We start from the raw sequence: 20,394 nt of genomic DNA, 5'->3' as shown, positions 1-20,394 counted from the left end.
CTTCATCGGCTTGATTATTCTGTCGATTCTATCTGCAATCGTTTCTGTCAGGAAATTTTTTTATTTCTTTTCATAGATAATTATTTCTTTCTATCCAATCAACACCCGTTCCTCCGGAAGTGAGAAATTGGCATCCTTTCCCTTCCGCTTCATGGCCAGCGCAAAGGCCACCGTCACAGGACCGATACGGCCGATATACATGACAACAATGATCACCAGCTTTCCTGCTGTGGACAGGCCGGCAGTGATTCCTCTTGTCAGCCCCACCGTGCCCATGGCTGAGGCCACCTCATAGAGGGTATCCTGGAAACCGAGGCCGTCGCTGGCAAACAAAAGCAGCGACGCGGTGACCACCACCATAAAAGCCAGTCCCACCACGGTCAGGGCCGTCCGCCCTGCCTCCGCAGAGATGCGGCGCCTCATAAACTCCGTTTCCTTCTTACCCCGGATGGTCGACAGGATCATGAGGATCAGGATCCCCACTGTAGTGGTTTTGATACCGCCGGCCGTACCTGCCGGAGATCCGCCGATCACCATGAGGATCATCGTCAATAGAGTCGAGCCCTCCGTCAGATTCGCCTGAGGAATGGTCTCAAAGCCGGCTGTTCTCGTTGTCACCGACTGGAACACAGAGGCCATGATCTTGTCTCCCAATCCCATCTCTCCGATGGTGTCAGGATTGCCCTGTTCAAACAGGAAAAAGAGCAGCGCTCCGCCGAGGAGCAGCACAGCCGTCATCACAAGAACCAGCTTGGTATGAAGGCTGAGTCCCATGACAAACCCCCTGTTTTTTTCCTTTCGTTTTTTCCAGGCATCCAGAAGGTTCCACCAGACCACAAACCCCAGGCCTCCAAGGATTACCAGAACCATGGTCGTGATATTGATGATAGGATTATTTACATACGCCCGCAGGCTTGCCTCCCCCACCACGTCCATTCCCGCATTGCAGAAGGCCGAAACTGCGTTGAAGATGGATTTCCAGAGTCCCGGCCAGAAGCCGAACTCGGGAATAAATACCGTCGCATAGCCGATCACGCCAAGCCCCTCCAGAAGAAAGGTACCCTTTACGATCCGCACCACCAGCCTGGCCAGGCCGGATAAGGTATCTGTACTGTAGGTCTCCTGAATCAGCATGCGGTCCTTCAGGGTGATCCGTTTTCCGAGAAGGATCAGCACACACATGGTCACGGTAATGACTCCGAGACCGCCCAGCTGCGCCAGGATCAAAATCACAATCTGGCCGAACAGGCTCCAGTGAACCGCCGTGGTCACCGTCACCAGACCCGTCACGCAGATACTGGTGGTAGCCGTAAACAGGGCGTCAATGGGCCGGGTCCAGGTCCCGTCGGCAGAAGAGACGGGAAGCATCAGGATCACCGCCCCCGCCAGGATCGCCGCCACGAAGCCGAGTGCAATGATCCTGGTGGTCGAAAGCCCTCTCTTTCGCCTTGGAGAAATTATTCTCTCTTCCATATATTATTTTCCTTCATAGCGGATCACGCTGGACACATCATAGCCGGAAAGTCTCTCACGGCCTTTGAGACCTGCAAGCTCCATCACAAAGCTGATCTTTACCACCTCACCGCCAAGGCTCTCCACCAGCTTGATGATAGCCTCGATGGTACCGCCGGTTGCGATCAGATCGTCAATGATCACCACCCTCTGTCCGGGCTTGATAGAATCCTTGTGCATCTCGATGACGGCGCTGCCGTACTCCAGATCGTACTCCATTTCCACCGTCTCACAGGGCAGCTTTCCCTTCTTTCTGACGGGAACAAAGGCTTTGTGAAGATTATAGGCAACAGGCACGCCAAATATGAAACCTCTGGATTCCGGTCCCACCACCACGTCAAAATCCACATCCTTAAGGGTGTCCTGCAGAAGATCGATGGCCAGATGAAGGCCGTCCGCATCCTGAAGGATGGATGTAACATCGCGGAAAATGATTCCCGGCTCCGGGAAATCCGGAATACTTCTCACATATTCTTCTATTTTCTTCATTCTTTTACCCTCCGTTTCTTATTGCGGCCTGATCTTTCCGCATACATTTTTATTATAGTATCCCACCGGCAGATTGGCAACCGGTAATCTCCCCATTATGGGACAAGTCTTCTACTCTGCGGGAAACCAGCTCTGGATCACCATCTGCAGGCTCCGTCTCCCCATATATTCATTGATGTCGGGATAATAGGCCACGGAAATCTTCTCTCCGCAAAACAGCCGCTCCTCCGCCTTTTCTGCATCCTGAAACAGAACTGCGGGAATATTCCTCCCCATTTCATCAGAAAGAAGAAGCTTCAGCACGTTTCTGTTTTTCCCAAAAAGGTTCTTTGTCCTCACAGTCAGGTTTTTCTGGGCGAACAGCGGCTTCTCATTGCCATTTCCAAAGGGCTCCAGAAGCCTGAATTCCTCGATCAGCTTCTCCGTCACATACTCAAAAGGCATGGGCACATCGATCCACAGTCGTTTCACAAAATCCGGTTCCGAAAGACCGCTGTTTTCATTGAGAGCCGCCCGCAAAGGCTCCAGATTCTCTTCCGGCAGAGAGAGCCCCGCCGCCATAGGATGGCCGCCGAAGGCCGTCAGATATTCCCGGCAGGCTGCCAGGCGCTCATACATAGAATAGGAAGGAATACTCCGCCCGGAGCCCTTCAGGCCCGAGGCCGCCTTTGTGATCACAAAGACCGGATGCTGATACCGCTCCCGCAGCTTTCCGGCCACAATTCCCGCCAGGCTCTCATGGCAGTCCGGCAGATAGACCACATAGACAGGATCGTCTTTGATCCCTGTTTCTTCTATATAATAGATACCTGCTTCCACATTTTTTGCAGTCATATCCTTCCGCTGATCATTCAACTCCTTGAGCTCCCAGGCAAGGGCCTCTGCCTCCTGTCCTTCTGCCAGAAACAGCGCCAGAGATTTCTTTGCCGTGTCCAGCCTGCCGCCGGCATTGAGGCAGGGACCGATGACAAAGCCAAGATGATAACTGCCCAGCTTTCGGGGATCCAGCCCGTTGACCTCCATAAGAGCATTCAGGCCCGGGATCCGGGAATGAGCCATCCGTTTTAAGCCCTCCTTCACCAGGATCCGGTTCTCCCCCTGAAGGACCATCACATCTCCCACAGTAGCCAGGGCCGCCGCCTCCACAAAGGGAGAAAGCTCCTCTTCAGGAATATTCCAGGTCTCATAAAGAGCCGCTGCCAGCTTGTAGGCAACAGCCGCGCCGCAAAGCAGCTTAAAGGGATAGGGGCAGGCTGCCTGATGAGGATTGATGACTGCATCAGCAGGCGGAAGGACCTCTGTCTTTCCCTCCCCCTCCCCATCAAAGGGAACCTCATGGTGATCTGTAACCAGCACCGTCATTCCCAGAGATCTGGCATAGGTGATCTGGCTCCAGGCCGCAATGCCGTTGTCACAGGTGAGCAGCGTATCGATTCCGTCATCAGCTGCCCGCTCGATGATGTTCACATTGATCCCGTAGCCGTCCTTCACCCGGTCCGGAATGTCGTAATCCACGACAGCTCCCAGACGCTTAAGCGCTGTCACCAGAATATAAGTGGCACAGACTCCGTCCACATCATAATCTCCGATGATCCGGACCGGTTTCCCGTCGTGGATCTTGTTTCCCAGGATATCCACCGTTTCATCCATGTCCTTCAGGAGAAAAGGAGAAGGGCTGTCAGATAAGCCTCCGTAAAGGTAGGCATAAATCTCCTCACCGCTCTCCACATTCCGGTTCCGGATGATCCGCGCCGTCACCTGATCGATGCCAAGATGCTGGGAAAGTCCCTTAAAGTCTGCTTTTTTCCCGTAAACTCTCCATTCTTCCTTCATTTCGTTCCCCCGGCCTTTCAAAGAATTTCTTCATTTCCTTAAATGCGACAAAGGGGCAGCCTCCATGGCTGCCCCTTTTTAAACGGCGGTCAAATCGATCCGTTTTCCTCCGCCGTTTTCTACGACAACTTATGTATAAAGATCCCGCTTCTCAGCTTGGGCTCAAACCATGTGGATTTCGGAGGCATCAGCCGGGACGCGTCCGCCACCTGGAAAAGCTCGCCGATGGAGGTGGGATACATGGAAAAAGCCACCTTCATATCCGTATGACAGCGGCGCTCCAGCTCCGAAAGGCCGCGGATCCCGCCGATGAAAGCGATCCGGCTGTCGGTTCTGGGATCGCCGATACCCAGAACAGGCGCCAGCAGCGTTTCCTGCAGCACCGATACGTCCAGATCCTCCACCGGATCCCCGCTCATGGGCCGCTTTGTCGTCAGACAGTACCAGCAGTCGGAAAGGAACATGCCAAACTGACCCTTTTTCTCCGGCTTCCAGGGCTCTGTTCCCATCTGCTGCACCTGGAAACTCTCAGTGATCCGGTCCAGAAATTCTGCTTCGGAAAGACCGTTCAGATCCTTCACCACCCGGTTGTAATCCATGATGAAAAGCTCATCGTCGGGGAACAGCACCGACAGAAAGTAATTGTAGGGCTCATCCCCCCGGTAACCGGGATTTTCCTCCCTGCGCTTAAAGCCGACCTTCACCGCCGATGCAGCCCGGTGATGGCCGTCGGCAATGTAGGTATTGGGCACTTTGGAAAAACTCTCCTCCAGCGCCTTCACCCGTCCCGGTTCACTGATTCTCCATACGGTATGCCCCACGCCGTCATCGGCCAGGAAATCATAAAGAGGGGACTCGTTCATGACCTCCGCCACCAGAGCATTGATCTCCTCTCTGGACCGATAGGCCAGGAAAATCGGACCGGTCTGGGCATCACAGGCATCCACGTGGCGGATCCTGTCCAGCTCCTTGTCAGCTCTCGTATTCTCATGCTTCCGGATAGTGCCGTCGGCATAATCGTCAATGGAGGAGCAGGCCACAATGCCTGTCTGGGCCCGCCCGTCCATAGTCAGCCGATAAATATAATAACAGGGGGTTTCGTCCTTTATAAGGAGCCCGTCGGTTATCATACCGTCCAAAAGCTCCCTGGCCTTCTCATAGACACAGTCGGCATACGTATCCACATCGTCGGAAAACTGACTTTCCGCCCGGTCGATCCGAAGGAAGGAAAGAGGTTCTCTCTGAACCTCCGCCTTTGCCTCTGCCCGGCTGTACACATCATAGGGAAGGGCCGCCACCCGGGAAACCACCGAGGCCTCCGGGCGGATACACAAAAAGGGCTTCACTGCTGCCATTGGTCTTCTCCTTACTCTGCCTTCATTACGCGGACCTTGTAAACGCCGTCGATCTCCATCAGACGGTCCACGACTCTCTGGGAAACCTCCTGATCCGCATCCATAATGGTGTAAGCCACCTCACCCTTGCTCTTATTCTGCATGTCGGGGATGTTGACGCCCTCCTCCGCCAGCACAGACGCAAACTGGCCGATCATGTTGGGCTTATTCACGTTGAAAATACACAGACGGCAGGCTCCCCGGCAGGGAGGCATCTCGCAGGCCGGATAATTGACGGAATTGCGGATGGAGCCGGTCTCCAGATAATCCATCAGTTCCTTGACCGCCATCTCGGCACAATTGTCCTCGGACTCTGCCGTGGATGCGCCCAGATGGGGCGTTGCGATCACGCCGGGCATATGGGTGACCTTCGGATTAGGGAAATCGGTCATATATCTGTGGACCTTTCCGCTCTCAAGAGCCTCCAGCATATCGTCATCATTGACCAGAAGATCACGGGCGTAATTGAGGATTACAACGCCGTCCTTCATCTTTGCGAAGGCATCCTTATTGATCATCTCTCTTGTGCTGTCCAGCAGAGGCACATGAACGGTAATGTAATCGCAGTTTTTATAGATATCATCCAGATCTGTCACGTGCTCGATAAAGGGAGAGAGCTGCCATGCACCGTTGACGGAAATGAACGGATCATAACCGTAAACCTTCATGCCGAGGTCAGCGGCGGCGTTGGCCACCTGAACGCCGATGGCGCCGAGGCCGATGACACCGAGACGCTTGCCCTTGATCTCCGTTCCGGCAAATTTCTTTTTGCTCTTCTCCATATCCTTGCTGATATTAGCGTCCTCTTTGTTTTCCTTTACCCATTCGATTCCGCCGTTGATGTCTCTGGCTGCCATGAGCATTCCGGCCAGAACCAGCTCCTTCACGCCATTGGCATTGGCTCCCGGCGTATTGAATACCACGATTCCCTTCTCTGTGCACTTATCCAGGGGAATATTGTTGACTCCGGCTCCGGCTCTCGCAATGGCCTCCAGGCCGGCCGGCAGCTCCATCTCATGCATGGAAGCGCTCCGGACCAGAATTCCTTCCGCTTCCTCTGCCTTATCTGTCAGCTCGTAATCCGCCGTGAGGAGCTTAAGCCCCGTCTGGGAAATCGGATTCAGACAGTGAATCTTTCTACTCATTTTTTCCCTCCACATGATCGTCTTTGTATTCTGTATCTTATCTGCTGTGCTTTTCTTCAAATTCCTTCATGAACTTCACAAGAGCCTCCACGGCTTCCACCGTCACCGCATTGTAAATGCTGGCTCTCATGCCGCCCACGCTTCTGTGGCCCTTCAGACCGGAGAGGCCTGCTTCCTCTGCCTCCTTCACAAACTGGGCATCCAGCTCTTTGTCACCGGTCACAAAATCCACATTCATATAGGAACGGGATCCTTTTTCTGCGGTGGGGGTAAAGAGCTTGCTCTCATCCAGGAAGCCGTACAGAAGAGCTGCCTTCTTTTCATTGCGCTCCTTGATCACAGACAGACCGCCCATCTTCTTTAACCACTTGAATACCTTGCCGCAGATATAAATGCCGTATGCCGGCGGTGTATTGTAAAGAGAATCCTTGTCGGCATGGGTCTTATACTGAAGCATGGTAGGTGTGTTCGGATATACGTCCTCGGTGATCAGATCCTCGCGGATGATGGCGATGACCACACCAGCCGGTCCGATATTCTTCTGGACGCCGCCGTAGATCATTCCGTATTTTTCCACATCAACAGGTTCGGACAGGAAGCAAGAGGATACGTCCGCTACCAGCGTCTTTCCCTTTGTGTTGGGAAGGGTGTGGAACTGGGTTCCGTAAATGGTGTTGTTCTGACAGATATAAACATAATCTGCATCCTCATCCACCGGCAGATCGGAGCAGTCGGGAATATAGCTGAAATTCTTGTCCTCACTGGAAGCAATACAGTTGGCCTTTCCGAACTTGGACGCTTCCTTCCAGGCACGCTTTGCCCAGTTGCCGGTCACAATGTAATCTGCAACGCCGTTCTTCATCAGGTTCATGGGAACCATGGCAAACTGCAGATGGGCGCCTCCCTGTAAGAACAGGACCTTGTAATTGTCGGGAATTCCCATCAGGTCGCGGAGATCCTGCTCTGCATCCTTGATGATCTTATCAAAGGTTTTGGAGCGGTGGCTCATCTCCATGACAGACATGCCGGTTCCTGCATAGTCCAGCATCTCTGCAGCCGCTTCCTTCAGTACCTCCTCCGGCAGCGCCGCCGGGCCCGCCGAAAAATTGTATACTCTGCTCATTTCATAATCCTCCTCGCGCAATGCCGTATTTCATGCGCCTATAAGTATAATACACGAACCGGGCGGCTGTAAAGCTACCCGGTTCAATTTTGTCAAATTTTTACCATTTTCCCGGCATTTATGCCTGTTTTGCATCCAAATCTTCCTGATTAAAGGCCTCTTCAATGGCTCCGCCCGGCGCAACCATGGGGAATACCTTGTCGTCGCAGTCGATCTGAACATCGATGACCACCGGTTCTCCTGCTGCCATGGCCTCTTTGATGGCCGGTTCCACCTCTTCCTTCTTCGTCACCCGGATACCCTTTGCGCCCATGGCCTCTGCCACCTTCACAAAATCCGTCTTGTCCTGCAGGATCGTATTGGAATACCGTTTTCCGTAGAACAGGGTCTGCCACTGACGAACCATGCCCAGCACATGATTGTTGATGACGATCTCGATGACGGGGATGTTATTTCGCACCGCCGATGCGATCTCATTCATATTCATACGGAAGCAGCCGTCGCCGGCAATGTTGAACACGGGAACATCGGGTCTTCCCATCTTTGCTCCCATAGCCGCGCCCAGACCGTAGCCCATGGTACCAAGACCGCCGGAGGTGATAAAGGTCCTGGGAGCCTTGTATTTATAGAACTGAGCCGCCCACATCTGATGCTGTCCCACGTCGGTGGTCACAATGGCGTCTCCCTTTGTCAGCCGGTAGAGGGTTTCGATCACGTAAGGTCCTGTCAGGAGCTCCGGATTGTAGGTCAGCGGATGACGCTCCTTCATGGCCTCGATCTCAGCCACCCATTCATGATGATCCTGCTGGCTCAGACGCTCATTGAGACGCTTCAGAACCTCTTTGGCATCTCCCACGATGGAAGCGTCCGTCAGGATATTCTTGTTGATCTCTGCCGCATCCACATCAATGTGAAGGATCTTCGCATCTCTGGCAAACCGCTTGGTATTTCCGGTCACCCGGTCGCTGAAGCGGGCTCCGATGGTGATTAAAAGATCGCTCTTTGTGATTCCCAGATTGGAGGTTTTTGTACCATGCATACCTACCATACCCGTATAGCGCTCATGCTCTCCGGGGAAGGCTCCCTTGCCCATAAGGGTATCAGCCACAGGCGCATCCACCTTCTCTGCAAACTCCATGAGTTCTTCGGAAGCTCCGGAAATGGTAACTCCGCCTCCCACAAAAATGTAGGGCCGCTCCGATTTCTCGATCATCTCGATAGCACGGTCGATATCGCTCTCCTTGATGGTATCCACCCTGGGAAGCACCTTCTCCGGCTTCACCGGTGTGTACTCGGTCTCCGCCGCCGTCACATCCTTGGTGATATCCACCAGAACCGGGCCGGGACGTCCTTCCTTTGCAATGTAGAAGGCTCTGCGGATGGTATCCGCCAGCTTGGTGACATCCTTGACGATAAAGCTGTGTTTCGTGATGGGCATGACCACGCCTGCAATGTCCACCTCCTGGAAGGTATCCCTTCCCAGCAGGTTCACCGCCACGTTGGCCGTGATGGCCACCATGGGAACCGAATCCATCTGAGCGGTGGCGATTCCCGTGACGAGATTGGTGGCTCCGGGACCGGAGGTCGCCAGGCAGACGCCCACCTTTCCGGTCGCTCTCGCATAGCCGTCCGCCGCATGGGAAGCCCCCTGCTCATGGGATGTAAGCACATGATGGATCTCGTCGGAATGTTTATATAATGCATCGTAAATATTCAAAATGGTACCGCCGGGATAGCCGAAAACCGTATCGACTCCCTGTTCCTTCAGGCACTCAACTACAATCTCCGCACCTGTCAGCTTCATAAGTTTTCCTCCTCATTATTTAAGCTCAAGAATTGCGCCCCTGTTTCCGGATGTTACCAGGCTGGCGTACCGTTTCAGGTAGCCTTCGGTGATCTTCGGCTCTCTGGGCTGCCATTTTGCCCGTCTTGCCGCCAGTTCCTCATCGGAAACCTTCACGTTCAGGGTGCATGCATCGATGTCGATCTGGATAATGTCGCCTTCTTCAATGAGGGCAATGGGACCGCCGACTGCCGCCTCGGGAGATACATGGCCGATGGACGCGCCTCTGGAAGCGCCGGAAAACCGTCCGTCGGTGATCAGGGCCACGCTGGAGCCCAGACCCATGCCTGCAATGGCAGAGGTGGGATTCAGCATTTCTCTCATGCCGGGGCCGCCCTTGGGGCCTTCATAACGGATCACGACCACATCGCCGGCCACGATCTTTCCGCCCTTGATGGCTGCAATGGCATCCTCCTCGCAGTCAAACACTCTTGCGGGGCCTTCATGCTTCATCATTTCAGGAACCACGGCAGAGCGCTTCACCACGCCGGAATCGGGGGCAATGTTGCCCTTCAGGATGGCAAGACCGCCGGTCTGGCTGTAGGGATTATCCAGAGGACGGATCACCTCTTTGTCGCGGATCTCACAGCCTGCGATATTCTCGCCGACTGTCTTTCCGGTTGCTGTGATCAGGTCGGTATATAACAGGTTCTTCTTGCTTAATTCATGCATTACCGCGTAAACACCGCCGGCCTCATTGAGGTCCTCCATATAGGTGGGGCCTGCAGGAGCCAGATGGCACAGGTTGGGGGTCCTTGCGCTGACCTCATTGGCAATGTCCACATTGAGCTCCACCCCTGCCTCATGGGCAATGGCGGGCAGATGGAGCATACTGTTGGTGCTGCAGCCCAGGGCCATATCCACGGTGAGGGCATTCATAAATGCCTTCTCTGTCATGATATCGCGGGGCTTGATATCCTTCTCCAGGAGCTCCATGATCTTCATGCCGGCATGCTTTGCCAGCTTGATCCTCTCAGAATATACAGCAGGGATGGTTCCGTTGCCGGGAAGTCCCATGCCAAGCGCCTCCGTCAGGCAGTTCATGCTGTTGGCCGTATACATGCCGGAGCAGGAGCCGCAGGTGGGGCAGACCTTATTCTCGTACTCTCTGACCTCATCCTCGCTCATGGTGCCTGCGCTGTAGGAGCCGACTGCCTCAAACATGCTGGAAAGGCTTCTCTTCTTCCCCTTCACGTGTCCCGCCAGCATGGGGCCGCCGCTGACGAAAATGGTGGGGATATTCAGTCTGGCCGCTGCCATCAGAAGTCCGGGCACATTCTTGTCACAGTTGGGAACCATGACGAGGGCGTCGAACTGATGAGCCAGTGCCATACATTCGGTGGAATCGGCGATCAGGTCTCTGGTCACCAGGGAATATTTCATACCGGTGTGGCCCATGGCAATGCCGTCGCACACGGCAATGGCCGGAAATACCACCGGAGTACCGCCTGCCATGGCAACGCCCTGCTTTACAGCTGCCACGATCTTATCCAGATTCATATGACCAGGTACGATCTCATTGTAGGAGCTGACAATGCCGATCAGGGGCTTTTCCATTTCCTCTTCGGTAAATCCCAGTGCATTGAACAAAGATCTGTGGGGAGCCTGCTGCATCCCCTTCTTTACTGCATCACTTCTCATCTATTTTCCCTTCTCTTTCTTTAATTAAATGATCCTGTAACTATCTGATAAGGATACGATCTGCCACAAGGCTTCCCATTTCCTTTGTACCCACCTTTATGCAGCCCTCGGAGTAAATATCACCGGTCCGGTAGCCATCGGTCAGCACCTGCTGCACCGCCGCCTCCACGGCGTCTGCCTCCTCATCCAGATCAAAGGAATACCGGAGCATCATCGCCGCCGACAGGATCGTCGCCAGAGGGTTTGCAATGTCTTTTCCCGCAATATCCGGTGCGGAGCCGTGGCTGGGCTCGTAGAGCCCCAGCTTTGTCTTTCCCAGACTTGCGCTGGGCAGCATGCCGATGGAGCCTGTGATCTCGCTGGCCTCGTCGGAAAGAATATCGCCGAACATGTTCTCTGTCAGCACCACGTCAAACTGACCGGGATTCATGACCAGCTGCATGGCCGCGTTGTCCACCAGCATATGGCTCACCTTCACGTCTGGATACTCTGCCGCGGTCTCGTTGACTACTGCCCTCCAGAGTCTGGAGGAATCCAGAACGTTGGCCTTGTCCACACTGATCAGATTTCCAGAGCGCTTTCTGGCAATCTCGAAGGCCTTGACCGCAATACGGCGGATCTCGTTCTCATCGTATACGAGAGTGTCTGTGGCCTTTCTCACGCCGTTTTCCGTCACCGTATGGCGCTCACCGAAGTACAGTCCGCCGGTCAGCTCCCGCATGATCACCATATCAAACCCGTCGCCGATGATCTCCTTTTTCAGAGGACAGGCATCAGCAAGCTCCTTATAAAGCCATGCCGGACGGATATTGGCAAAAAGCTCCAGCCCTTTGCGGATCCCCAGAAGCCCTGCCTCAGGCCTCGTCTGAGGCGGTCCGTCGTACCAGCGGGAATTTCCCACATTTCCTCCGACCGCACCCAGCAGCACGGAATCGCTGTGTCTCGCCTCCTCCAGGGTCTCCTCCGTCAGCGGGACGCCGTGAACATCGATGGACGCGCCTCCCATGAGAAGCTTCTTATATGTAAATGTATGACCGTAGACAGCGCCGACCTTGTCCAGCACCTTCATGGCCTCTGTGACGATTTCCGGTCCGATGCCGTCACCGGGAATCACCGCAACGTTGTAATTCATGAGCTTTCCCTCTCCTTCTTCATTCAGTTATCCTTTATACTATCTTATTTTTCTTTGTTTTTCAAGCTGTACATGGGATTTTCCCGGGAATCGCCCATACAAGAAAGGAATTTCAGCCATAACATATTGTTATAGAAGTCAAGGCATTCTTAATAGAAAATTATAGCATGCCCGTTTTCTCAGTCTTGTCACCTGTAAACTTTTATGTAATGCTTGAGTAAATTCTGAAACGTGCTATAATGGACAGGAAAGAACCGAACCGCGCAAAGACAGCGGCTCAGCCGAAAGGAGATACCTATGAGTACCCGAAACCTGACATTGATGACCGACCTCTACGAGCTTACCATGATGCAGGGCTATTTCAAGGAAAAAGCAAATCAGACGGCGGTTTTCGACGTTTTTTACAGAACCAATCCCAGCGGCAACGGCTTTGCCATCATGGCCGGTCTGGAGCAGGTCATTGAATACATCAAGGATCTGCATTTCGGAGAAGAGGAAGTCGATTATCTGCGAAGCACCGGTCTTTTCGACGAGGACTTCCTGGACTATCTGAAAAACTTCAAATTCTCCGGCGATATCTATGCCATCCCCGAAGGCACCGTGGTTTTCCCCAGAGAGCCCCTGGTCAAGGTGATTGCCCCCATCATGGAGGCGCAGCTGGTGGAGACTGCCATCCTCAACATCATCAACCATCAGTGCCTGATCGCCACCAAGACGGCCCGTGTTGTCCATGCGGCCCGCGGTGATGGAATCATGGAGTTCGGCCTGCGCCGTGCCCAGGGTCCCGACGCCGGCATTTACGGAGCAAGGGCTGCCATGATCGGCGGCTGCATCGGCACCTCCAACGTGCTGGCCGGCCAGCTCTTTGATGTTCCGGTGAAGGGCACCCATGCCCACAGCTGGATCATGAGCTTTCCCGACGAGCTGACTGCCTTCCGTACTTATGCGAAGCTGTATCCCACCGCCTGCATTCTTCTGGTGGACACCTACGATACGCTCCGCTCCGGCGTTCCCAACGCCATCCGTGTATTTAAGGAAATGAAGGAAGCCGGCATTCCTCTCAAGGGCTACGGCATCCGTCTGGACAGCGGCGACCTGGCTTATCTTTCCAAGAAGGCCAGAAAGATGCTGGATGAGGCCGGTTTTACCGACGCCATCATTTCCGCCTCCAGCGATCTGGACGAAAACCTGATCAACAGCTTAAAGACTCAGGGCGCCGCCATCAATTCCTGGGGCGTCGGCACCAACATGATCACCAGCAGCGACTGGCCTGCCTTCGGCGGTGTGTACAAGCTGGTTGCACTGAAGGACGAGGCCACCGGCCAGTTTATCCCCAAGATCAAGCTTTCCGAGAACAGCGAGAAGGTCACCAATCCCGGCAACAAGACGGTTTACCGGATCTACGGAACCGATACGGGCAAGATGATCGCCGACCTGATTGCCCTCACCGATGAGGAATATTCGGCCAGCCAGCCGCTTCTTTTGTTTGATCCGGTGGACACCTGGAAAAAGACTCATCTGGCTCCCGGCACCTACACCATCCGCGAGCTTCCCGTACAGGTTTTTGACAATGGTCAATGCGTTTATGAATCGCCCTCTGTCATGGAGATCCGCGATTACTGCCAGCAGGAGCTGGATACCCTCTGGGATGAGGCAAAGCGTCTCATCAACCCCCACCGGGCACACATTGATCTTTCAGCCAAGCTCTATGCCACGAAAAACAGCCTGCTGGAGGCCGTCGACAATATGACCCACCAGCAGAATCTATAACAGGAGATTGCCATGATAAGACTGATACTGATCGGCCTGTTTCTGTTTCTGTATCTTATTGTGTTCAGTCCAGCGCTCCTGGTGGAATGGATCATCGGAAAGATCAATCCCACGGCCAGGTCAAAAAGCTCCCTGTGGCTGGTTCAGCACGCCTTCGGCCTGATCCTGTTCCTCGCCGGAACGAAGATCGAGGTCCGGGGCCGCGAACATATTCCTGAAGACAAACCGGTACTTTATGTTGGAAATCACAGAAGCTATTTTGATATTGTCATCGGCTACCGGCTGATCAAAGGGGAATGCGGCTTCGTCGCCAAGAAGGAAATGGAAAAGATTCTGTTTCTCAGAAGATGGATGAAAAACCTTCACTGTCTGTTCCTCGACCGTTCCAATATCAAGGAGGGCCTGAAAACCATCCTGACCGGTATCGACTACGTGAAGAACGGCATCAGCATCTGGATCTTCCCGGAGGGCACCAGAAACAAGGGAAAGGGAATGCTGGATTTCAAGGAGGGCAGCATGAAGATCGCAGAAAAGACAGGCTGCCCCATTATCCCGGTCGCCTTTACCGGCACTGCGGAAATTTTTGAGAGCCATATCCCATGGGTAAAGCGTTCCCATGTGACAGTCACCTTTGGCGAGCCCATTGACATCAAGGCTCTGGACAAGGAACAGAAGAAATTCCTGGGCTCCTATACGAGGCAGAAGATCCTCGATATGCTGCCCGAGGACATGAAAGGCTCAGGAGAAACGGTTTAGATGTTTTATAATTATAATTTATGCGGCGTGCGCCTGGAGGGCGCACACCGAAAAGGCGGTCAACCGCAGTTGGTTGACCGCCTTTTAATTATATATGACAGGCAAATTCTGTAACGCATGCTATTCTCTGAGGAAGCCTTTCTTTCCCAGCTCCTCCTGAATTTCATCCAGGATCTTTTCCGAGGCTGCCCGCACCGTGTGGAAATGGTCTCCGCAGGTGATGGTCATAAGTGGACTGGAATTTCCGCTCCTGATGTTTTCCACGAACTCGGTGACTTCCCGCCTGGTGTGGATATCCAGCGGCACCCGCAGTTCCCCGTAGGACTCGTGCTCCACAAATACATCCACCACAGTTCCTCCGAAGTCCACGATGCTGTTCAGTTCTTCCGCAATCTCTTCATTTTTATGGTATACGTGAAACACACGGCCTGCCTCTGCCTGACTGATACAGAGATATCCCCGGTTTGTGGCAAGGATCTCATAATCCGCCGCCCGAAGAAGAGCGATATCCTGAACGATCACCTGCCGGCTGACGCCGAACAGCTTCGCCAGCTTCTCTCCGGACACCGGCCCCTCCCCCTCTCTCATCACCTTGAGAATCCCCTGTCTGCGCTCTTTTCCATCCATGCTTCCTCGTCCCTTCATCTGTGAGATCCGTACTTTTCCTGCTCCTATTATAACCGAATCAATGCGAAAAGCCAACTGTTTCTCACGTTCTCCGGGAGCGTTTTTTCCTACCACTGTTTCATGCTCCTGCAGGCGCACTCACAGCGGCAGCGGATATTCCGTTTCATTACCCGGAAAAGTCCCCTCCGCGGCAGGATTATTATCTTATGGTAAACCGTCGTTACTGCTCCGCCGTCTCCAGATCCTCCTGAGCCGGATTATTCAAAAGCTTTCCCCGGTAATCAAACCGGGAGCCGTGGCAGGGGCAGTCCCAGGTCTTTTCATCGGGATTCCATTCCAGCTGACATCCCATATGGGGACATTTAACGGACACTACATGGAGCGTTCCGTCCTCCTCCTTATATACTCCAGCTTTTTCTCCCTCATATTCCACAATACCGCCATGGCCGCAGGGCAGCTCCTCCGTTTCCGCCCTCGGCGGCGCAAAGATTCGCCGGGTCAGATTCTTTACGGCATGGGCTCCCTCGGATACAAAGCTCACCGCCGAAGCAGAGGGGGTAAACCGCTGGAGAGAAAAGAGCTCTGCATCGGGATTTTCCCTGCCGGTGACAGCATCCCTCAGCATCATGGCCGCCGCCATGGAGCCGGTCATCCCCCACTTTTTAAAACCGGTGGCCACATACCAGTTTGGTGTGTCGCCGGAAAACTGTCCGATATATGGGATATTGTCTAAAGGCATGCAGTCCTGGGCCGACCAGCGAAACCGTTCCCTGCATTGAGGCCAGTATTCCCTGGCCTGCTCCAAAAGCCACCGGTACCGTCCTCCCTCCCTGTTTTCCCCCGTCCGGTGGCTCCCGCCGCCGAGAAGCAGAAGGTTTCCGGCCCTGCGGATGGACAGACCGCCCTCGTCAATCCCGTAATACATCCCTTCCGGCAATGAAGCTCCCTCGAGAGCCTTCACATAGCTCCGTTCCTGGTGCATCCTCATGAAATAATAGCCCGGCACATTGATGAAGGGATAATGGCAGGCAAATATGATATGCTCCGCCGTTACCGTTCCCCGCCCGGTTTTGATCCGGTTCCCCTCCACGGTGAGGACCGGCGTATGCTCATATATGGTCAGCCCTTCCGCTGTTCCTCCCAGAAATTTAAGAGGATGGAAGCGGGCCTGTCCTCCGAAACGGACCGCCCCCTTTATCGGAAAAGGAAGCTCTGTTTCCTCCGTAAATGCCGCGTCAATTCCTGCCGCCTTCGCCGTTTCAGCCTCTTTAAGAAGCGGCCCGGCCTCTTTCCGGGAATACAGGTATGCGCTGCACTCCGCAAAATCACAATCAATTTCGTACTCCGCAATGATACGCCGGTATTCTCCTATGGCCTTTTCCTGAGCTGACGCGTAATGGACCGCCGCCTCTGCGCTGAATACTTCCGCCAGCTTATGGTAGATCATCCCATGCTGAGATGTGATCTTGGCCGTGGTATTCTTCGTCTGGCCGCTCCCGATCCTGTCCGCCTCCAGAACCACCACATCGACCCCCGCCTCTTTCAGGAGCCTGGCCGTCAGGATTCCGGCCATTCCCGCTCCGATTACGGCAGCTTCTGCCCTCCGGTCTCCGTTTAAAGCCTCGTATTCCGGCAGAGCTGCCGTTGCTGTCCATAATGACTGCATTGTCTTCACCTCCGCTCTTAGGATGCACCAAACAGCGAAGGAATAAACTGCCTTTTGGGAATAAAAAAAGAGAAGCAGTCTGATCACTCAGCTACTCCTCTTCTTTTATCTCCACAAACAGCATGGAACTCTCCGGCGGCATGTCCACCGTCAGAATACCATCCTTCACCGGAAACGACAGACGCCCGCTGTTGTAGGTGTCGTCGGCGGTGAGCATCAGCCTCTCCATCACCCCGTCAGGTGAGACGCCGATCTCCCACACAGGAATTTCAAGATGAAGCTCCTCCTCTGCCACATTGAGAACCACCGCCAGCCTGTTCTTCTCATTGAAACGTCCATAGGCAATGAAGCCCTTACCAGCCGCCAGCAGTTTTAAAGAACCGGTCTTTAAGGCCGGGTTCCTGCGGCGGTTTCCGGTCATATATTTATGGAACTCGATGAGCTCCAGATCCTCGCTGCCCCAGGGATAGGTCCGCCGGTTGTCCGGATCCGTCCAGCCGCACATCCCCGCCTCATCGCCGTAATAAATGGTGGGGGCGCCGGGCCAGGTCATCTGGACCACCACCGCCATCCGCAGGATCCCCTTCTTCACACCGGTCTCAGCCGCTATAGGCCCCAGAGTCCCGGTGCGGCCCACAGTGCGGTTGGTCCTTGTCAGGAAGCGGGAATGATCATGGTTAGAAAGCTCATTCATGGCTACCTGGAGAGACTGAACATGAAACCGGCTCATCTGATGGAGCATGGTCCGGAAAAACAGTTCGCCGTCTCCAAAGAATTCATCGTGGCGCTCATCGCTGTGCTTCTCCATGCCGGTGAGGAACCAGGTGAGAGGCTCCATGAAGGCATCGTAATTCATCACCGTATCCCACTGATCCCCCTGCAGCCAGCTGCCCGGATCTCCGTAATGCTCCGCAAGAATGATGGCTTCAGGATTGGCCTCCTTCACATTCCGGCGGAAATCCCGCCAGAACTGATGGTTGAACTCCTCGCTGCGACCCAGATCCGCAGCCACATCCAGCCGCCAGCCGTCGGCGTTGTAGGGCTCGGACACCCATTTGCGCCCGATCCTCATAATATAATCATAAAGCTCCTTTGATTCCTCATAATTCAGCTTGGGAAGCGTCTCATAGCCCCACCAGCCGTCGTAATGATTGTTGTAGGGCCACTGGCCGCCGGTAAACCTGAAAAAGCTCCGGTAAGGACTGTCCTCCGCCACGTAGGCGCCCTTCTCATAGCCCTCCTGGCCCTCGTAGATCCGTTCCCGGTCCATCCACTTGTTGAAGGAGCCGCAGTGATTGAACACTCCGTCCAGGATCACCCGCATTCCCCGCTCATGGGCCGCCTCCACTACCTGGGCAAAAAGAGCATTGCTGGCCTCCAGATTGACCTTGTCCGTCACCCGTGCAATATATCCGGCGGCATCCCGGTTGGTCTCCCCGTCCCTCACCGGCCGTTCCACGTCGTTGATGATCTTCCCGTAATGGGGATCAATATAATCGTAATCCTGGCTGTCATATTTGTGATTGGAGGGAGAGACGAACAGCGGATTAAAATAAATAACCTGGACCCCCAGGCTCTTTATATAATCCATTTTGTCCAGAACGCCCTGAAGATCTCCGCCATAAAAATTATTTACATCCAGAGCAGAGGGATACTGCCCCCATTCCTTTACCTGACTGACCGGCTGCCCGTTCACATAAAGATATTCGCCGTCCTTTACATCATTTGACTTATCTCCATTGCAGAACCGGTCCACAAATATCTGATAGATCACAGCCCCCTTCGCCCAGTCCGGCGTATGGAACCCGGGCGTGATCCGAAAGGCATACTCATAGCCGGGCGTATCCGATACCCCCAGCTTATTATACCAGCATATTTCATTTTCCCGCTCCACGCGGAAGCAGTACGCAAAAGACGCCTCCGTAAGAGAAAGCGCCGTCTCAAATATATCAAATACCGGTCCCTTCGTCCGAAGAATCATCCTGCTTTCAACAGTTCCTCCGCACCCGACCAGATATACCCTGTCCACATTGTCTGCTGCCGTGCGGAACCGGATCAAAACCTGTTCGCCCGCCTCCGGTTCCATGGGACATCGGTAATCTGCCGTCTCATCGCTGAAAAGGGCCTGCCTGTTGATCCCATTTACAGGACACATACCAACACTCCTAACTGTCTCTTTGGTTTTTGTCTGTTCCTATTCTATATCAAATCGTGCTTTACCGCAACACCATATTGAAAACCCGTTTACTTTTCCACCACTTTGCTCCTATAATAGAAGGAAGAAGGAGGCTCAATCATGAATCATTTACTGCAGATCACAAAAGAACTGTCAAACTATCATCTGGATGCCCTGCTGATCACCAGCGAACCCGGAGAATACTATGCCCTTGGTTTTCACGGAGAAGGTCTCGTCCTCGTTACCCGAAGCAAAAGCTATTATTCCACCGACAGCCGTTATCTGGAGGCGGCAGCGTCCATCGAACACGTGGAACTCTGTCCGGTCACCCCGGGCCATGATCATCTGACACTGGCCGCGGACCGTATCCGCGCTCTCGATATCCGTTCCCTCGGTTTTGAGGAAAACGCGGTAAGCTTCGCCATGTATCAGGCTCTGAAAAAAGTGCTTCCGCCTCAGACAACGCTTATTCCGGCGTCAGGACTTCTCTCCTCCCTTCGGGAGACCAAGGATGAGGCTGAACTTCTTCTGATGAAAAAGGCTCAGGAGATCACAGACCGGGCCTTTACTGAGATTCTCAATGACATTCGTCCCGGGGTAAAGGAAACAGAGCTGGCCGCCAGACTCACCTACCTTCAGATGAAGTACGGCGCACAGAAAAATTCCTTTGATCCCATCGTGGCCTCCGGCGCCAACGGCAGCAAGCCTCATGCCATTCCCACGAAAAAGGAAATCCGCACCGGGGAATTTGTCACCATGGATTTTGGCTGCATGTACCACGGCTACTGCTCTGACATGACCAGAACCATCTGTGTGGGAAGTCCCAGTGCAGAAATGGAAAAGGTCTACTACACGGTGCTGGAAGCCCAGAAAGCCGGTATCGCTGCAGCAAAGGCCGGCATTTCCGGCAGGGATATCCACAATGCTGCCGCCGCAGTCATCGAAAAGGCCGGCTATGGAGACTACTTTGGTCACGGCTTCGGCCATTCCCTGGGCATTGAAATCCACGAGGCCCCCAATGCCAGCCTGAGAAACGACGCTCCCATGCCCTTCCATGCAGTTGTCTCTGCTGAGCCCGGCATTTACCTGCCCGGCCGTTTCGGCGTGCGGATCGAGGATGTACTCGTTTATGAAAAAGACGGCTGTCTGGACATCACCGCCTCCCCCAAAAATCTGATCTGTCTGTGACGGCAGATCCCTTCCTTCACAAAGTAAAACGGACAGCTCATCGCTGTCCGTTTTAGGAGAAGGTATTTCTTTCTTATGGGGTGTAGCAAAACTATATAA

At 53.9% G+C, this 20,394-nt stretch carries 15 protein-coding genes; 3 read left to right on the top strand and 12 right to left on the bottom strand.

Annotation, left to right across the window (positions count from 1 at the left end; translation table 11 throughout):
- Positions 1-90: 90 nt before the first annotated feature.
- From QJ036_RS05805 to leuB, 9 genes are all read right to left on the bottom strand, one after another.
- Positions 91-1,473 (bottom strand): TrkH family potassium uptake protein, encoded by a 1,383-nt coding sequence (locus tag QJ036_RS05805; protein ID WP_283230504.1) that lies wholly within the window; start codon positions 1,471-1,473, stop codon positions 91-93.
- A 3-nt stretch (positions 1,474-1,476) separates the two neighbouring features.
- On the bottom strand, positions 1,477-2,001 hold the full coding sequence (locus QJ036_RS05800) for an adenine phosphoribosyltransferase (RefSeq protein ID WP_283230503.1): 525 nt from the start codon (positions 1,999-2,001) through the stop codon (positions 1,477-1,479).
- 111 nt (positions 2,002-2,112) lie between these two features.
- A complete protein-coding gene (recJ, locus tag QJ036_RS05795; protein WP_283230502.1) occupies positions 2,113-3,834 on the bottom strand; it encodes a single-stranded-DNA-specific exonuclease RecJ in 1,722 nt (573 codons plus the stop codon).
- Between the two features lie 119 nt (positions 3,835-3,953).
- Positions 3,954-5,189 carry a DUF1015 domain-containing protein gene (locus tag QJ036_RS05790; RefSeq protein WP_283230501.1) on the bottom strand — a complete coding sequence of 412 codons (1,236 nt, stop codon included), beginning with the start codon at positions 5,187-5,189 and terminating at the stop codon, positions 3,954-3,956.
- An 11-nt stretch (positions 5,190-5,200) separates the two neighbouring features.
- Positions 5,201-6,373, bottom strand: a complete 1,173-nt coding sequence (locus QJ036_RS05785; protein WP_283230500.1) for a phosphoglycerate dehydrogenase — start codon at positions 6,371-6,373, stop codon at positions 5,201-5,203.
- A 37-nt stretch (positions 6,374-6,410) separates the two neighbouring features.
- Positions 6,411-7,496 carry a 3-phosphoserine/phosphohydroxythreonine transaminase gene (gene serC / locus QJ036_RS05780; protein WP_283230499.1) on the bottom strand — a complete coding sequence of 362 codons (1,086 nt, stop codon included), beginning with the start codon at positions 7,494-7,496 and terminating at the stop codon, positions 6,411-6,413.
- Between the two features lie 118 nt (positions 7,497-7,614).
- Positions 7,615-9,300 (bottom strand): biosynthetic-type acetolactate synthase large subunit, encoded by a 1,686-nt coding sequence (gene ilvB, locus QJ036_RS05775; RefSeq protein WP_283230498.1) that lies wholly within the window; start codon positions 9,298-9,300, stop codon positions 7,615-7,617.
- A 15-nt stretch (positions 9,301-9,315) separates the two neighbouring features.
- Positions 9,316-10,980 (bottom strand): dihydroxy-acid dehydratase, encoded by a 1,665-nt coding sequence (gene ilvD, locus QJ036_RS05770; RefSeq protein WP_283230497.1) that lies wholly within the window; start codon positions 10,978-10,980, stop codon positions 9,316-9,318.
- Between the two features lie 40 nt (positions 10,981-11,020).
- Positions 11,021-12,112 carry a 3-isopropylmalate dehydrogenase gene (gene leuB / locus QJ036_RS05765; protein ID WP_283230496.1) on the bottom strand — a complete coding sequence of 364 codons (1,092 nt, stop codon included), beginning with the start codon at positions 12,110-12,112 and terminating at the stop codon, positions 11,021-11,023.
- Positions 12,113-12,409: 297 nt separating this feature from the next.
- On the opposite strand from leuB, the gene QJ036_RS05760 reads away from it, so the two are divergent.
- Together QJ036_RS05760 and QJ036_RS05755 are read left to right on the top strand one after the other, a co-directional pair.
- Complete coding sequence (locus QJ036_RS05760) at positions 12,410-13,882, top strand: nicotinate phosphoribosyltransferase (RefSeq protein WP_283230495.1); 1,473 nt, start codon at positions 12,410-12,412, stop codon at positions 13,880-13,882.
- A 12-nt stretch (positions 13,883-13,894) separates the two neighbouring features.
- A complete protein-coding gene (locus QJ036_RS05755; RefSeq protein ID WP_283230494.1) occupies positions 13,895-14,638 on the top strand; it encodes a lysophospholipid acyltransferase family protein in 744 nt (247 codons plus the stop codon).
- Between the two features lie 120 nt (positions 14,639-14,758).
- Here the strand turns inward: QJ036_RS05755 and QJ036_RS05750 are convergent, their stop codons facing one another.
- The 3 genes from QJ036_RS05750 to QJ036_RS05740 all read right to left on the bottom strand — a co-directional run bounded on the left by QJ036_RS05750 (position 14,759) and on the right by QJ036_RS05740 (position 19,086).
- Positions 14,759-15,379 (bottom strand): transcription repressor NadR, encoded by a 621-nt coding sequence (locus tag QJ036_RS05750; RefSeq protein WP_331487490.1) that lies wholly within the window; start codon positions 15,377-15,379, stop codon positions 14,759-14,761.
- Between the two features lie 106 nt (positions 15,380-15,485).
- Positions 15,486-16,931, bottom strand: a complete 1,446-nt coding sequence (locus tag QJ036_RS05745; protein ID WP_283230493.1) for an FAD-dependent oxidoreductase — start codon at positions 16,929-16,931, stop codon at positions 15,486-15,488.
- Between the two features lie 91 nt (positions 16,932-17,022).
- Entirely contained in the window at positions 17,023-19,086 is a 2,064-nt protein-coding gene (locus tag QJ036_RS05740) for a glycoside hydrolase family 13 protein (protein ID WP_283230492.1), read from the bottom strand.
- A 141-nt stretch (positions 19,087-19,227) separates the two neighbouring features.
- Between QJ036_RS05740 and QJ036_RS05735 the strand changes: the two genes are divergently transcribed.
- A complete protein-coding gene (locus tag QJ036_RS05735) occupies positions 19,228-20,295 on the top strand; it encodes an aminopeptidase P family protein (protein ID WP_283230491.1) in 1,068 nt (355 codons plus the stop codon).
- Positions 20,296-20,394 lie beyond the last annotated feature (99 nt).

The organism is Fusibacillus kribbianus, from assembly GCF_030053595.1.
In the GTDB taxonomy this organism is placed as follows: Bacteria; Bacillota; Clostridia; order Lachnospirales; family Lachnospiraceae; genus Lientehia; species Lientehia kribbiana.
The sequence above is the reverse complement of the archived record's forward strand: the minus strand, read 5'-3'. Positions and strand labels throughout refer to the sequence as shown.

What these genes read in the sequence shown, in the direction of transcription:
- QJ036_RS05735 (WP_283230491.1), top strand. Translation starts at nt 19,228, where the DNA reads ATGAATCATTTACTGCAGATCACAAAAGAACTGTCAAACTATCATCTG.
- ilvB (WP_283230498.1), bottom strand. Translation starts at nt 9,300, where the DNA reads ATGAAGCTGACAGGTGCGGAGATTGTAGTTGAGTGCCTGAAGGAACAG.
- recJ (WP_283230502.1), bottom strand. Translation starts at nt 3,834, where the DNA reads ATGAAGGAAGAATGGAGAGTTTACGGGAAAAAAGCAGACTTTAAGGGA.
- QJ036_RS05755 (WP_283230494.1), top strand. Translation starts at nt 13,895, where the DNA reads ATGATAAGACTGATACTGATCGGCCTGTTTCTGTTTCTGTATCTTATT.
- QJ036_RS05790 (WP_283230501.1), bottom strand. Translation starts at nt 5,189, where the DNA reads ATGGCAGCAGTGAAGCCCTTTTTGTGTATCCGCCCGGAGGCCTCGGTG.
- leuB (WP_283230496.1), bottom strand. Translation starts at nt 12,112, where the DNA reads ATGAATTACAACGTTGCGGTGATTCCCGGTGACGGCATCGGACCGGAA.
- QJ036_RS05760 (WP_283230495.1), top strand. Translation starts at nt 12,410, where the DNA reads ATGAGTACCCGAAACCTGACATTGATGACCGACCTCTACGAGCTTACC.
- QJ036_RS05785 (WP_283230500.1), bottom strand. Translation starts at nt 6,373, where the DNA reads ATGAGTAGAAAGATTCACTGTCTGAATCCGATTTCCCAGACGGGGCTT.
- serC (WP_283230499.1), bottom strand. Translation starts at nt 7,496, where the DNA reads ATGAGCAGAGTATACAATTTTTCGGCGGGCCCGGCGGCGCTGCCGGAG.
- ilvD (WP_283230497.1), bottom strand. Translation starts at nt 10,980, where the DNA reads ATGAGAAGTGATGCAGTAAAGAAGGGGATGCAGCAGGCTCCCCACAGA.
- QJ036_RS05800 (WP_283230503.1), bottom strand. Translation starts at nt 2,001, where the DNA reads ATGAAGAAAATAGAAGAATATGTGAGAAGTATTCCGGATTTCCCGGAG.
- QJ036_RS05745 (WP_283230493.1), bottom strand. Translation starts at nt 16,931, where the DNA reads ATGCAGTCATTATGGACAGCAACGGCAGCTCTGCCGGAATACGAGGCT.
- QJ036_RS05740 (WP_283230492.1), bottom strand. Translation starts at nt 19,086, where the DNA reads ATGTGTCCTGTAAATGGGATCAACAGGCAGGCCCTTTTCAGCGATGAG.
- QJ036_RS05805 (WP_283230504.1), bottom strand. Translation starts at nt 1,473, where the DNA reads ATGGAAGAGAGAATAATTTCTCCAAGGCGAAAGAGAGGGCTTTCGACC.